The 15122-nt window shown below is 42.2% G+C and carries 12 protein-coding genes; 6 read left to right on the forward strand and 6 right to left on the reverse strand.

Going from position 1 to position 15122, the window contains the following annotated elements; translation table 11 throughout:
- The first annotated feature begins 10 nt into the window (after positions 1-10).
- The 5 genes from NYP65_RS00700 (at position 11) to thrS (ending at position 6091) form a co-directional block, all read left to right on the forward strand.
- Positions 11-1195: a metal ABC transporter solute-binding protein, Zn/Mn family gene (locus NYP65_RS00700; RefSeq protein ID WP_018617515.1), complete on the forward strand. Its 1185-nt coding sequence runs from the start codon at positions 11-13 to the stop codon at positions 1193-1195.
- 119 nt (positions 1196-1314) lie between these two features.
- Positions 1315-2094 carry a metal ABC transporter ATP-binding protein gene (locus tag NYP65_RS00705; protein WP_248901566.1) on the forward strand — a complete coding sequence of 260 codons (780 nt, stop codon included), beginning with the start codon at positions 1315-1317 and terminating at the stop codon, positions 2092-2094.
- Positions 2084-3016: a metal ABC transporter permease gene (locus tag NYP65_RS00710; RefSeq protein WP_473410467.1), complete on the forward strand. Its 933-nt coding sequence runs from the start codon at positions 2084-2086 to the stop codon at positions 3014-3016. The genes NYP65_RS00705 and NYP65_RS00710 overlap by 11 nt, the downstream gene beginning before the upstream one ends.
- A 2-nt stretch (positions 3017-3018) precedes the next feature.
- Positions 3019-3918: a metal ABC transporter permease gene (locus NYP65_RS00715; RefSeq protein ID WP_101889359.1), complete on the forward strand. Its 900-nt coding sequence runs from the start codon at positions 3019-3021 to the stop codon at positions 3916-3918.
- A 142-nt stretch (positions 3919-4060) separates the two neighbouring features.
- Positions 4061-6091, forward strand: coding sequence for a threonine--tRNA ligase (gene thrS, locus NYP65_RS00720; protein WP_473410468.1), 2031 nt, complete (start codon positions 4061-4063; stop codon positions 6089-6091).
- 127 nt (positions 6092-6218) lie between these two features.
- Here the strand turns inward: thrS and NYP65_RS00725 are convergent, their stop codons facing one another.
- From NYP65_RS00725 to NYP65_RS00745, 5 genes are all read right to left on the reverse strand, one after another.
- Positions 6219-7133, reverse strand: a complete 915-nt coding sequence (locus NYP65_RS00725) for a dihydrodipicolinate synthase family protein (RefSeq protein WP_473410469.1) — start codon at positions 7131-7133, stop codon at positions 6219-6221.
- Between the two features lie 154 nt (positions 7134-7287).
- On the reverse strand, positions 7288-8061 hold the full coding sequence (locus NYP65_RS00730; protein ID WP_128832094.1) for an amidohydrolase family protein: 774 nt from the start codon (positions 8059-8061) through the stop codon (positions 7288-7290).
- Between the two features lie 66 nt (positions 8062-8127).
- Positions 8128-9414, reverse strand: coding sequence for an MFS transporter (locus NYP65_RS00735; RefSeq protein ID WP_004132838.1), 1287 nt, complete (start codon positions 9412-9414; stop codon positions 8128-8130).
- Between the two features lie 144 nt (positions 9415-9558).
- Complete coding sequence (locus NYP65_RS00740; protein ID WP_004130434.1) at positions 9559-10350, reverse strand: SDR family oxidoreductase; 792 nt, start codon at positions 10348-10350, stop codon at positions 9559-9561.
- A gap of 161 nt (positions 10351-10511) precedes the next feature.
- Positions 10512-11795 (reverse strand): enolase C-terminal domain-like protein, encoded by a 1284-nt coding sequence (locus NYP65_RS00745; protein WP_004130435.1) that lies wholly within the window; start codon positions 11793-11795, stop codon positions 10512-10514.
- A 499-nt stretch (positions 11796-12294) separates the two neighbouring features.
- Between NYP65_RS00745 and NYP65_RS00750 the strand changes: the two genes are divergently transcribed.
- Positions 12295-13338 (forward strand): LacI family DNA-binding transcriptional regulator, encoded by a 1044-nt coding sequence (locus tag NYP65_RS00750; RefSeq protein ID WP_473410470.1) that lies wholly within the window; start codon positions 12295-12297, stop codon positions 13336-13338.
- A gap of 171 nt (positions 13339-13509) precedes the next feature.
- Here the strand turns inward: NYP65_RS00750 and fucO are convergent, their stop codons facing one another.
- Positions 13510-14661, reverse strand: a complete 1152-nt coding sequence (gene fucO / locus NYP65_RS00755; RefSeq protein ID WP_020757132.1) for a lactaldehyde reductase — start codon at positions 14659-14661, stop codon at positions 13510-13512.
- Between the last annotated feature and the right edge of the window lie 461 nt (positions 14662-15122).

Consider the following 15122-nt stretch of genomic DNA (forward strand, 5'->3'; position numbering starts at 1 on the left):
AAGGAAAATAGTGAAAACTGCACGAATTTTTGCCACCGCAGCCACCGCCGCTTTGCTAACTGTTGGCTTGTGCGCATGTGGATCAACAGCTAAGACAGCAGATCAAAAGACTAACGGCAATCAAGTAAACGTAGTTGCAACAACCACGCAAATCTGCGATTACGTAACTCAAATCGCATCCACTGCAGATGCAAAATCTGGATTAAGCCTTAATAAAACCGATTCTCAAGGCAAAAAGTCTGTGATTGGCGCGCCAGCAAACAAAGCAAAGTCAACAATCAACCTTACATGCTTGCTTGCTCCAAACGCATCTGCTCACGAGCACGAGATGACTCCAGCCCAATCCAAAGCGCTTTCTAAAGCAGATTTAATGCTTGTTTCTGGAGTAGATCTTGAGCACTTCTTAGATCAGGCTGTAAAAGCTACTGGATTTAAGGGCACAATGGGTGTAACTTCGGGCATTCTTACCGCAGACGAAATCAAGGATTCCAAAGCGCAAGCTGCTAAAGAAAAGAATCTTCCTTACAAGATTGACCGCGGTGTTGAAAAGGTTCATGCCGAAAAGTGGCCATTCCCACCAGAAGAAGGCGAGAAGGAGCCAGAATTCCAGTATGATCCACATATTTGGACCAGCACTAAGAACACTATGATTCAAGTCAAGAATATTGGTAACTTCCTTGGCAAGGCTCTTCCAGAAAGCAAGTCAATCTTCGACGAGCATGTTGAAAAGTTTGTTAAGTCGCTTACTGATTTGGATTCTTGGGCTACGGAAGCTTTGAACAGTGTGCCGCAGGAACATCGCGTACTCTTTACTTCGCACGACGCATTCGGATACTTCTCGCGCGACTACAACGTTAAGTTTATTGGCGCAGCGCTTTCTGACTTTAACAGCCAGCAAGACGCAACCGCAGACCATATTAAGGAAGCTGCAGAAGCTGTTAAAAAGTCTGGTGCTGTAGCAATCTTTGCCGAAAACTCCAACAATTCCAAGTCAATTAAGGCCGTTGCTGCTGCTGCAGGAGTAAAGGCGATTATTGGAGACGATGCGCTTTACGGCGATTCGCTTGGTCCAGTTGGCTCGGCTGGCGAGACATATATTGGTTCTATTGTTCACAACGTTCAGACTCTTGTTAAGGCTTGGGATGGTAAAATTCCAGACCTTCCAGAATCTGTAAAAGATGCGCTAAAAAAGTAGTTAATATGTAGCTACAGAAGTAGCTGAAAATAATAAATCACTACAAAAGTAGTTACAAGAAGTAGTTACAAAAGTAGTTAAAAGAAGGCTAATTTATAGTGAATAAGAGCGTTCTCGCAATGAAAGATTGCGACTTAGCGTACGGTTATAAAACTGTTGTTACTGGTCTTAACGGAAGTGTAGAAGCTGGAGAGGCTTTAGCTTTGATTGGGCCTAATGGTTCTGGAAAAACAACGTTTTTGCAGGCGATTATTGGTATTGTGCGAGTGAGTAATGGAAGCTTAACAATGCCAAAAACGGTTTCTATAGGCTACGTTCCTCAACAAGTTGATTTGGATTTGACTTTTCCAATCACCGCTCGTCAAGTTGTAGCAATGGGCTTAAGCAGGCAAACTGGATTCCTGGGTTTGCTTAAAAAAAGCCAGAAAAAAGCTGTTGAGAGCGCTCTTAATCATGTTGGTTTGCTAAATAGGGCAGATGTTAGATTTGGTGATCTTTCTGGAGGACAGCGTCAGCGAATATTGCTTGCACGCGCTATTGTTGCGCGACCTACGTTGATTCTTTTAGACGAGCCTTTTAATGGATTAGACGAGCCGAATCGAAAAGAGTTGCTCAATATTATGAAGTCCGCTAAAGAAGATGGGATTTCGTTTATTGTGTCTACTCACGACTTGGTAATCGCGGACGCGATTTGCGAAAAAGCTCTGCTTTTGGCTGGTCGTCAAGTGGCTTTTGGACCTCTTAGAAAAGTCATGACTAAAGAAAACATATCTTTGGCTTATGGCGGAAGTATGCCAGCTGCAAGTGCGGGTCTTACTTTGAATCAATTAGCAAACAAAGATGATTCGTTAAATGATTCGTTAGATTCTGCTTTAGGAGACGAATCCAATGCTAGCTGAATTGGTTGAGTCTTTGCGCAAAATCCTCGAGCCTATACCAGGATTTGACTTTATTGCGTCCGCTCCCTACATTTTTAGGCCTTTCTGCCTTCTTATTGTTCTTGCGGTTGCTAGCGGAATAGTTGGCGTGTTTGTTAACTTAAGATGCGCCGAGTTTAATGCGGAGGCTTTGGTTCATGGGATTTTTCCTGGAATCGTAGTTGGAGCGTTGTATGGAGGAATTGGGCAAATCATTCCAGGAGCTTCGATTTGCGCAATTTTTCTGGTCGCAGCTCTTGTGTGGGCATCTAGGTCTCAAAAAATCAACGAGTCAATAATTGCAACAGTTTTAACAACATTTTTTGCGCTTGGAATCGTAATATCTCTTAAAAAGGGAGATATGTCTGGTCAGCTTGAATCACTTATGTTTGGACGTTTGCTAGATGTTACAGACGATAGAATGACTCAAGCAATGCTTATTTGTTTATTTGCAATCGCATTGCTTGCGCTAACTTGGAAGAAGCAGATTGTTGTTGCGTTTGACCGCGCTAGTGCTCCTTTAATGGGTGTTAATACTTTACTTGTAGATATTGTTCTAAACGTTGCAATTGCAGCTGTTGTAGTTTCTGCATCTTCGGCTGTTGGCGTACTTCTTGTTATTGGATACCTTGTTATTCCTGGAGCCAGTGCAAGATTGGTTGCGCGCACTGTTGGGCGTATGGTGGCTGTTGGAGTTGCGGTTGGTATTGCTGGCGTTTTATTGGGCATGTACGTTATGAACTTGGAACTTGATCATCCAGTTTCTCCGCAAGCTTCAGTGGCACTAAGTATTTGCGCAATGTTCGTAGTTGTTTTGATTTTAAGATTCTTATACAGAGTTACATGCGCACTAGTGTTTTCTAAAAAGAAAAAGTCTAGCGCAATAGAGGCTGGTGGAAAGTAATAATGGTAAGTATTTGGCAAATTATTGCTCTTCCGATTGTAGAAGCAATCGCCGTTGGAGCATTATGCGGTTTTGTTGGATCTTTGGCTTTGCTTAATCAGCGTATTTTCTTCACCGAGTCTATAACTCACGCTGCTTTCCCAGGAGCTGTTATCGGAGTTGTAGTTACATCTGTTTATACGATTGACCAAAACGTTTTATCTATTGGTCTTTTTATCGGCGCTGCTTTGGCTTGCATTGTTTTGTCTTTTATGATGCATGTGCTTTCTAAATTAAAGGGCATATCTTCTCAAGCTTCTGCTGGAATAACTCTTACTGTTGGTTTTGCTAGCGGCTACTTTTTGAACAAGTGGTTTGCTCCTCTTCCATTGCGAATTGAAGGATTTTTAACAGGGTCATTGCTTAATTGCACTCCTGCAGACGTGATTTTTGCGATTATTGCATTCGCTCTTGCACTAGGATTGTGGAGTTTTAACAGTGCTAATTTGATTCATTGCTCTTTTGATCCAACAAATTACAAAGCTTTAGGTGGCAGAAGTGGATTAATGCAAGGAATTGTTCTTGCGCTAATAATCATTACGGTTTCGGTGATTATTCCAGCTGTTGGAACTGTTGTTTCGGTATCTTTAATCGCAGCTCCTGCAGCAGCACTTAAAAGCAGAATGCGTTCCATTAACAAATTTGTGTTTGCGTGCGTATTGTCTTCTATTTTTATAGCGCTTTTAGGACTTGCCTTAGCGGTGATTTTAAGACTTTCTGCTGGTGGAACTATCGCGATTTGCGCTGGCTGCTTCTTTTTAGTTGTAAAGCTTAGCGAAAGCATCTTTTTGAAGATTCATGAGATTTATTCTAGTTTTTGCAAAAAATCGTTGTTAAAAAGTCGCTCTGTTGTTCTAGAGTAACAGAGAATTGCGCGTGAAAAATGCGTGCGATTGACGTCGTTTTTGCGCGTTTTATTTATGTTTAATCGCGTAAGTTTATCGACGCCACACAAGTCCAGGTCTGCACATTAGTAACGCAAGACCCCGATAGAAAAGGACAATTATGGCTGAAAATACCATCTCCATCACCGTAAATGAGGAACGCAAGGAGGTGGATGCAAGCTTCACTGGCGTTGAACTTTTCGCGGAAGATAAGAATATTATTGCCGTGCGTTTAAATGGCGAGTTGCGTGATTTGTACACGCCTCTTCATAACGGCGATACCGTGGAATCAGTAGCCCTTGATAGTGAAGATGGCATCGCAATCATGCGTCATTCCGCTACTCACGTGATGGCTCAAGCTGTTCAAGAAATTCGACCAGACGCAAAGTTGGGCGTAGGTCCTGTAATTAAAGACGGCTTCTACTATGATTTCGATGTTGATACTCCATTTACGCCAGACGATTTGAAGCAAATCGAAAAGCATATGCAGCGCATTATTAAAGAGTCTCAGAGCTTCCGCCGCCGCGTTGTAACAGAGGATGAAGCGCGCGAAGAAGAAGCAAATCAACCTTATAAGTTGGAGTTGATTGGAGATAAGGAAGCGGCTCTTGATCCTGCGGCTGCTGGCGAAATCAGCAAGCATGAGCTTAGCATGTACGACAATTTGGATCGCGAAGGAAACAAGGTCTGGAGCGATTTGTGCCGTGGACCTCATTTGCCAAATACGCGTTATATTAAGGCTTTTAAGCTTGAGCGTGTAGCTGCAGCTTACTGGCGTGGTTCGGAGCATAATCCTATGCTTCAGCGCATTTACGGAACTGCATGGCCTAGCAAGGAAGAGCTTAAGGCTTACACATCTCGCATGGAAGAGGCTGCTAAGCGCGATCATCGTAAGCTTGGTCAAGAGATGGATTTGTTCTCATTCCCAGACGAGATTGGCCCAGGCTTGGCAGTGTTCCATCCAAAGGGTGCTGCGATTATTAACGCGATGGAAGATTATTCCCGTGAGCAGCACAGAAAGCATCATTACAGCTTTGTGCAAACTCCGCACATTACTAAGGGCGGATTGTACGAGACTTCTGGCCACTTGCAGTGGTACAAGGATGGCATGTATCCTCCAATGAAGCTTGACGAAGAGCGCGACGAAAACGGTAACGTAACTCGCCAGGGTGCTGACTACTACTTGAAGCCAATGAACTGCCCAATGCATAATTTGATCTTTAAGTCTCGCCAGCGTTCGTACCGCGAGCTTCCTTTGCGCTTGTTTGAGTTTGGTACTGTGTATCGCTACGAAAAGTCTGGCGTTGTGCATGGCTTAACTCGCGTGCGTGGCTTGACTCAAGATGATTCGCATATTTACTGCACTCGCGAGCAAATGCGCGATGAGTTAAAGAGCTTGCTTAACTTTGTGCTTGGTCTTCTTAAAGACTTCGGTTTGAACGACTTCTACTTGGAGCTTTCCACTAAGGATGAGCACAAGTTTGTTGGTTCCGACGAGATTTGGGAAGAAGCAACAAACACTTTGGCAGAAGTTGCTAAAGAGTCTGGTTTGGAACTCGTTGACGATCCAGGTGGAGCTGCATTCTACGGACCTAAGATTTCTGTGCAAGCTCGCGATGCAATCGGCCGCACTTGGCAGGTTTCTACTATTCAGCTCGACTTCAACTTGCCTGAGCGCTTTAAGTTGGAGTACATTGCAGCTGATGGTAGTCACCAGCGCCCTGTAATGATTCACCGCGCACTCTTTGGCTCTATTGAGCGCTTCTTTGCTATTTTGCTTGAGCATTATGCAGGCGCGTTCCCAGCATGGTTGGCTCCAGTTCAAGTGACTGGCGTTCCTGTTGCAGACGAGTTTGCTCCGCACTTGCAAAAGTTTATTAGCGATTTGGAAGAGAATATGGTTCGTTGCGAAATGGACAGCTCCGACGATCGCTTTGGCAAGAAGATTCGTAACGCTTCCAAGTCTAAAGTGCCATTCACTTTGATTGCTGGCGAAGAGGATGTGAACAACAATGCTGTGAGCTTCCGCTTCCGCGATGGTAGCCAATTAAACGGTGTTCCAGCCCAGCAAGCTAAAGAGTGGATTTTGTCCATTATTAAGCAGCGCGTTCAAGTGAATACTGCAGAAGATTTCGAGCGCTACACAAAGTAGCATTCGCGATGCAACTTACGTAGCGTAAATCAACGCAAAACAACGTAAGTCAACGCAAAACATAAACCCGCACTTCTTAACGTTGTGCGGGTTTATGTTTATTCTTGATTTATTGCGAGTGACTTAGTTACTTAAGCAGCGCGCGAATTACTTCGACTTGCTCGCTATTAACTTGACTTGCTGGCTCGCGAACAAGCGTGCTAATCGGCAATCCCTTAAGATTTACAGCAGCTTTAATCGCAGAAATAAACAAGTCAGTAGTGTTGTAAACTGCCATCAAATGACTGATTCTTTTAGCGCATTCAATAAGATGCGCAAAGTCGCCAGCCTCATACGCTTTATGCAAAGATGCAAAAGTCTCTGGCTCTACATTAGTAAGTCCACAAATCACGCCATTTCCTCCAGCAATCCTGTTAGGAGTGTAATACTCATCAAAGCCAGAGAAAACAACAAAATCTGGGTTTACGCGTCTAGTTGCTTCAATCATTGCGCGCGTATGGCTTATAGTATCTACCGTATCTTTAATACCAACAATATTCGGGTATTTTTCAGCAAGATTTGCAACTAAGCTTGGTGTTAAATCGCTGCCAGTTCGAGCAGGGAAGTTGTATAGAATAACAGGCAAGCTAGTTGCGCTCGCAATTGCGCCAAAGTAGCGTTCTGCGGTTTGTGCAGTTGGTCCAAAGTAATATGGAGACACAGCTACAACAGCGTCTGCTCCGCAATTTTGCGCAAACTTAGTAAAGTCAAGTACTTCGTTAAGATTTGTGTTTCCAACGCCTATAAGAACTGGAACTCTGTGATTAACGTGTTCAATAGCAAACTTAGCAGCTTCCTTTTTTACGCTAAGCGGATATGCGTAGAACTCGCCAATGCTGCCAAAAATTAATATGCCATTAATCCCAGCATAAATCAGATGGTCTAAGTGCTTTGCCCATAAGTCGTAGTCAATGCTTCCATCATCTTTGCTTACAGTTATTGATGGGCAAAAAACGCCCTTAAAAGCATGCAAGTCGAGCTTTGCGCTATTAGAAGTAGTCATAAAATTCGTCCTTTTATTTAATTATTTTGTGTATTTAATTATTCTATGTATTGAATTATGGGGTATAAGACTTTAACTTGCAAAATCTTATACCCCATAAGCAATGATTGCTAAAATCGACTATTAAAATCGACTATTCAAATAACTTAATTAATTACAGTTTAATACCATACGCCTTCTTTGCATTATTCATAAAGAAATCTTCGTCGTCGCCGAAAAGCTCCACCATTAAGTCAAGATGCTGCTTAAGTGAAGAATTCAACTTAACAACTGGCCAATTAGAGCTAAAGAGTAGGCGATCAGGGCTAAATGTGTCTTTTACAAACTTAACAATATCTGGATTTACTGGATTATCTCCAGAAATCTTAATATAGCTGTGTGGAAGCTTTGCAAACGCACGCAAAGCAGCGCAGGAATCATCGTCTAATCCTGGAACATTGCCCAAATGGTTTAGAACAACAGTCACTTCTGGAACTTGCTCAAAAGCTTTAGCCATATCTGAAAGCTCTTCGCCACGATTGCAAAGCTCAAAAGGCATGCCCTTCTTTGCCATTGCCTTAAGGCCGCCAATAAACGAAGGCTCTAGGCAGCGTCCGCGTGGCTCGCTTGGAATATGAAGAGGCTCGCGAATACCAGTTGCGTGAATTGGCACGCGCATAAATGGATCCAATGTAACCCTAAGCATTTTAGCTAGAATCTTAGGATTAGGATTTTCGCCAATAAGCCTATCTTCTAGCTCGTGGTCTGCAGCGTCAACCTCAACGTATACGCCGCCAAGGAAGTCAACACCCAAGTCTGCATACTCTTTTTCTAGCTGCTCTAGAGTAAAAGTGTGGTTTAGCTTGTCTAAGCCATCAAGCCAAGGCAAGACTTGCTTTGTTGGATCCCAAATATGAAAATGGGAATCTAAAATACGAAGTTGAGACATAATAAATTTTCCTTTCTAAAGTCTTTCTAAAGACTTTCAAATAAAGACTTTGTAGTTATTCGCGAATTACTTAGCTTCTACAAGACCAATCTTGGAGCCCCAAAGAGCGTACCAAGCAACATACAAGAATCCTGGAACGGTGAGCAGCACTGCAACCTCAATGCCAGCAAAATCTTGTACAAATCCAAGGAATAGTGGGATTATAGCTGCGCCAACAACGCTCATAATCAAAGCGGAAGAGCCAGTCTTTGCAGCAGAGCCATGAATTCCCTTTAAGGTAAGTGAGAACACAGTTGGGAATCCAATAGACACAAACAGGTAGGAGATAATGTAGGCCACTACAGAAATCTTGCCGAGTCCAAGGAATGCAACAAACATTAGCACTGCGCTCAAAACCATGTAGATTCCAAGAATCTTATCGCTATCAAACTTTGTCATAAGAGGCGTTGTAATAAAGCGACCAAGAGTAAACATTAAGGAAACGATTGCAAGCATAGACGCCGCAATACCAGTTGTTACTCCAGCACCCCAATGCTTAAGAGCAAACGATGAGAACATTGCCATTCCAACAACCTGAAGGCCTACAAATACAAATTCTGCAATAACGCCAAGTGTAAAGTATGGCTTCTTAACAAGATGCAAGAATGAAGAATCGCCCTTATTTCCTTGATCTGCCTCAACATCTCCTGGAGGTGTAGGAAGCTTAAAGCAGAAGAAGATTGCAATAACCGCAATAAGAACAATGCCAATAACAATGTAAATCATGCGAGTATCGCTAAGGAACTTCGACTTAGCAAATTCAAATCCTGGTTCGCCTTGCTTAACGGTTTTACCAATAATGTTGCCAAGAATAAGCGGGCCAACAATGCTGCCAACGCCGTTAAAGCTTTGTGCCATGTTGATTCTAAAGGATTCGCCCTTTTCGTCGCCAAGCTTTGTAATGTATGGGTTGCAGTTTGTTTCCAAAGTTGCAGCACCAAGAGCAATAATAAACATTGCTATAAGGAACATAACATAGCTTGCTGTAGCGGTTGCAGGAATTACAGCAAATGCGCCGATTGCAAAGAGTGCAAGACCGCTAATTACGCCGCCCTTGTACCCAAAGCGCTTTGCGATTAAACCTGCAGGAATAGCCATTACAAAGTATGCGCCAAAGTATGCAACCTGAAGCAGCGCTGCTTCTGTGTTGTTTAGATTTAAGTAATGTCCAAATGGGGAATTAAGAGCATTGACCAAATTCATGGTCAAACCCCATACGAAGAACAAAGATGTTACCAATACGATGGCAATTATAGTTTTTGAGCTACTTTTGTTATTGTTAACAACCACGTTGTCGTTTTCTTTTGTAGTCATCGTCACTCCAGTGTGAGAATAATTCAAAGAGTTTAAGATTTTAAGTTCTTAAATGATTTTGTGCAATGGTGCGCAAGCACACATTTTGCATTGCGCACCATCGACTAGTTAAATTGCACCGAATCTTAAATTTGCATTTGTGATTTAAGACAAAGCGCGATCAAGATGCACGTAGCCGCCATCAACGAATACCCACTGACCAGTGGTGTGCGAAGAGCGATCCGAAAGCAGGAATGCAGCTTCGTTTCCAATTTCTTCCGTGGTAGTCATACGGTTTTCCAGAGGAATCTTGTCGGTAATAACCTTCAAGCGAGCCTGCTGAGCGGCTTCATCGCCAAAGGTCTTAATCCAATCTGCATACAGTGGGGTCCAGCATTCAGAGACAACAATTGCGTTTACGCGCACGCGGTCATGAACAAGTGCTGCAGCCCATTCGCGAGTCAAGCCTAAGATTCCGCCCTTTGCAGCAGCATAAGCACTAGTCTTACCCTGGCCAGTTAGAGCAGTCTTAGAAGAAATATTCACAACAGCTCCGTGGCTTTCCTTTAAGTACTTTACAGCAGCATGAACAGTCTCGTAGTAGTGGGTAAGGTTTCCGTGAATCGACTTCTCGAAGTCGCGCCAAGAAGTGGATTCCAAATCCTTGTTGTCGTTAACGCCAGCGTTGTTTACAATGCCGTCAATATGACCATACTTCTTGTAGGTTTCTTCAATAATTGGTGCAATCTCGTCCGTGTCGTTTAAGTCGAGAAGATAAACATCGTAGTTCTTTGTATATTGCTCAATATCCTTGCGGAATGTCTCTTCTGCAGGGTCTGCGCGGTTAATAACTACTGGAATTGCGCCCTCTTGTGCAAGCTGAAGCGTAATGCCCTTACCAATGCCCTTGAATCCACCTGTTACGATGAAAACTTTGCCTTCCAAATGCAAATCCATAATGAACTCCTTTGTTAAATGATGTGGTTTGCTTTTTGAATCTTAAATTATGAATCTTGATTGTTTAATTAATAATTGCTTAATCAAATAATTGCTTGATTAAAGTGGCTAGCAATTTAAAATAAACAGCTTAATGTAAACTGCTAGCCACAATTGCATAACTATCCGCGATAAAGATACTTTTCAGCCGTTTCCAGCGTCATTTCAGTGCCATTACCTGGGGCAGTTGGTGCAACATAATTACCATTCTTGATTTGTGTTGGATGTACAAAGTGCTCGTGCTGATTGTCTACGTATTCAATCATGCGGCCTTCCTTTGTGCCAGAAACTGCAACGTAATCAAACATTGCAAAGTGGCACACGGCTTCGCACAATCCAACGCCACCTGCGTGTGGGCAAACTGGCTTGTTAAACTTACGCGCAAGCAAGTATTCGAGAACAACTTCTTGTGGACCTGCAACTCGAGTTGCGTCGATTTGCATGATTCCAAATGCGTTTGCTTGCAAGTATTGCTTGAACATGATTCTGCTTTGCATTTGCTCGCCAGTTGCCACAGGTATTGGGTTGATTGCGCGAGCAATTGTTGCGTGGCCAATAACGTCGTCTGGGCTTGTTGGCTCTTCTACCCAAGCTAAGTCGAAGTCGTGGAAGCGATTAATCCAAGTGATTGCTGTTGGAACATCCCACACTTGGTTTGCGTCTACTGCAAGACGAACGTCTGGGCCAATTGCTTCGCGAGCAAGTGCGAGTCTTCTCAAATCGTCATCTACATTTTGACCAACCTTAAGCTTAATTTGCTTAAAGCCTTTAACTTGCGATTCTTCCTTAGCGATTGCAACCATTTTCTCGTCGCTGTAACCGAGCCAGCCTGCAGCAGTGGAGTAGCCTGGGTATCCGTTTACAAGCAAATCAGCAATGCGCTCTTCCTTGCCTTTTTGACCATCTTGCAAGAATTCGATTGCTTCTTCTGGCCTTAAAGCGTCTGTCATATAGCGGAAGTCGAGCGTAGAGACTAATTCCTTTGGATCCATCTCGGCAAGCAAGCGCCACAATGGCTTTCCAGCTCGCTTTGCTTTAATATCCCACAATGCGCTCAAAATAGCGCCAATTGCCATGTGTTCTACGCCTTTTTCTGGGCCTAGCCAGCGAAGTTGTGAGTCGTGAACAAAAAGATCCCATGCAAGACGCATGTTGTCTAGTAATTCTTCTACGTTTCTGCCAATAAGCACTTGAGACATGGAGTCGATTGCTGCGCAAACAACATCGTTGCCGCGGCCAATTGTAAATACAAATCCAACGCCTTTAATGCCATCGTCTAGGCTGGTTTTGATTTCTACGTATGCGGATGAATAATCTGGATCTTTGTTCATTGCGTCGGATCCAGAAAGCGTTTGCGACGTAGGGAATCTAAAATCATAGGTTTTTACTGATGTAATTGTACTCATAACGATTTGTGCTCCTTTGCTTTAAGATCGTTGTGACCTACATTTGTAATTTTATATCAAAAGAATGGAAAAATGTTGTAGTATGAGCAGAAATTTTCGTAAAGCGATTTTTGCGAATATTTCGACAATGGCACAATGTGATAAATGTCATATTTTTGATTTTTTGATTATTGAAAAATTGAGCTTTTTAGTAAGGAAAATCGCGTATTTGGTCAGCGTTTTGCTTGCGACTAATGGCAAATAATTTTATTATTCGGCGTGTCGTAAGAAATTTTCGCATTTTTTGCGCGTTAAATGCGAAATAGTGTATTATGGAACCTGTAATAGCCTTGATAAATCAAGCAATAATTCTATTTTTCAGTTTTTCTGGCAGCTTGTATTATTGCGGATAATCTTAAGTATGTATGCGAATTTTTCTTTAAGATTAGGATTTAGATAGAAAATGATTTAGATGGAAAATGCGTTAAGCAAAAACGCGTAGAATCTAGAAAGGGAGAAAATGGCCATAAATAGCAAACAAAGTGGTTTAGAAGAATCTGAATCGTCGAAGCCTAGAATTACAGAACTTGCTAAAGAAGCTGGTGTTTCTCCGTCTACAATATCGAAGGTAATAAACGGTAGGTCGGGAGTGTCGGAAGAAACTCGAAGACGCGTAGAAAAAGTTCTAGCTAAAAGTGGGCGCGATTATTCTCTTGTTAGCACTAAAATTTCTCCAACAGTTGAGCTACTCGTAGATTACGTTGCAAATAATGGCACGATTGAGATGATTACTTACGCGTCTCACTGGGCGCAAAAAGAAGGATTAGCGCTTACGGTTGCTCAAACTAACAATGGCAAAAAGCGCGAGGAATGCTTGCGTGGAATAGTAGATAGAAATCCTTTGGGTGTTATATCGCAAATGTCTGATCTAGAAGAAAAAGATAAAGATTTTTTGCGTATGCGCAATATTCCGCTTGTGATTATTGACCCAGTTTCTATAGGAAGCGGCAACGATCACACGATTTCTATTGATAATTGGACAGGTTCCTACGAGCTTACTCGGCATTTGATTAGTTTGGGTCATAAGCGAATTGGCGTTATTACAGGTCCGTTAAACGTTCAATCTGGTGTTGCTCGCTTTGCTGGATACAGTGCTGCTATGGAACAAGCTGGTTTGAGTGTTGATAAAGACTTAGTAAAAGAGGGCGATTATCTTCCAGAGCTTGGATACAAAATGGCTTGTAGTCTTTTGGATTTGCCTAAAGCCAAGCGTCCAACTGCGATTTTTGCTTGCAACGATATTACTGCTGTAAATGTGTATCGTGCAGCTCGCGAGCGCGGAATTAAGTTAGGAACAGAGCTTTCGGTTGCAGGCTTTGATGACGTTTATCCTGCGCAATATTTGATGCCTTCTTTAACAACTGTTAATCAGCCTTTTGATATTATGGCAAAAAATGCTGTTAGTATGATTCTTGCAATTAGAGAAGGCAAGGAGATTGAAAGTCAACTAGTTCTTCCTGCTCATGTTGTTATTCGAGACAGCACTCAGCCAGTTATTGATTAATAGAAAACTTGTAGATATAGGCTTTATGACTTGTTACATACAAAATGTGGACGCAACTTAAATCAAGATAAATCAAGATAAATCAAGATAAATTGCGTCCACAAATTGTTTGTTCTAAATATTGCGTATTTATTTATTGTTTGCTTATTTTTAGAAGACTACGCAAAGAGACTACATCAAGCTTGTGTAAATCTTGCGAATATCTTCCAAAGTGGCCTTGCGTGGGTTTCCTGGAGTGCAAACATCTGCCAAAGCGTCGTGGCTTAAGCCTTCAATATCTGCCTCACTAGCTCCAACTTCGCTAATCTTAGTAGGATTTCCAAGCTTAACCGTTAAGTCGTGAACTGCCTTTACAGCAGCATTACGCACGGTTTCGAGGTCATCGGTGTATGCGTTTGGAACGTCGAATGCTGCAGCAATATCGCGATACTTTTCGCCAGTGTAATCCTTGTTATATTCCATAACAGGAGCGAGTAAAATTCCGTTTGCAACGCCATGAGCAACGCCAAGGCGACCACCGAGTGGGTGAGCCATGCCGTGAACCAAGCCCAAACCAACGTTGGAGTATGCCATGCCAGTTATATAGCTTGCGTAAGCCATTTGTTCGCCTGCTGGAACATCTCCGTCTGCGCTCTTTGCAAGGTTTTGTGCAATCATGCGAATTGTTTGCAAAGACAAGCAATCCGAAAGGCTCCATGCGCCTGGAGTAATGAAACCTTCGATTGCGTGTGTGAGTGCGTCCAAACCAGTTGCAACCTTAAGCGAGCGTGGCATGGAATCGGTTAAGTCTGGGTCTACGAATGCAACGATTGGAATATCGTGAGGATCTACTGCAACGAACTTGCGAAGCTTTGCGGTATCGGTAACAACATAGTTGATTGTTGTTTCGGACGCAGTTCCTGCGGTTGTTGGTACGCCAAAGATTGGTACAGAAGGATTCTTTGTATCTGCAACGCCTTCTAGAGAAAGAACATCGCCAAACTCTGGGTTAGCTACAATAATTCCAATGCCCTTGCAGGTATCTTGCGGAGAGCCGCCGCCGAGTCCAATAAGGAAGTCTGCGCCAGATGCCTTGAACTTTTCTACACCGTCTTGAATGCATTCAACAGGTGGATTTGGCTTTACGTTGTCGAATACTTCGTATGGAAGACCAGCGGATTCTAGAACGTCGGTAACTCTTTTAACGGTTCCAGTCTTTACAAGAACAGGATCTGTTACAACAAATGCTTTTTTGAATCCATGTGCTTTAGCAACGTTTGGAATCTCTTTGATTGCTCCACGACCAAAGTAAGCAGTCTGATTAAAAATCATTCTATAGACCATGCGAAAATCTCCTTTGAGTTTCTTGTTGGCTTATGCCAAATTTTTGGTAGTCGATTAATATTTTACAATATTGCATGACATTTGGCGAGTGTGTAAATAAGCGTTTTGTTACTAAAATTAACAAATAAACAATTAAAATGAACATAAACTAACTAATTTTATGCATTTTTATTTATTTTAGATATAAATAAGCACATTTATAAAAATTCGAGCACATGATTTGTAATGCTTATTTTGAAGGAAAAATATTAAACATGTTAAGAAAAATTCTTTAATTGATGGTGTTGTAGTTGCCAAATTGACTTATTTTGCATTAAAAATTGACTTATTTTGCATTGACTAATCGCGTGAAATGCAAATTTGAGCTTGTAGCATTAACAATCTTATGCAAGCTTCTCATACTAAAGTATGACGATTTTACATAAGAGCATTTTTATATCAAAATTTAATATCAAAATCCC

It is taken from the genome of Gardnerella sp. c12Ub_1 (assembly GCF_055804375.1).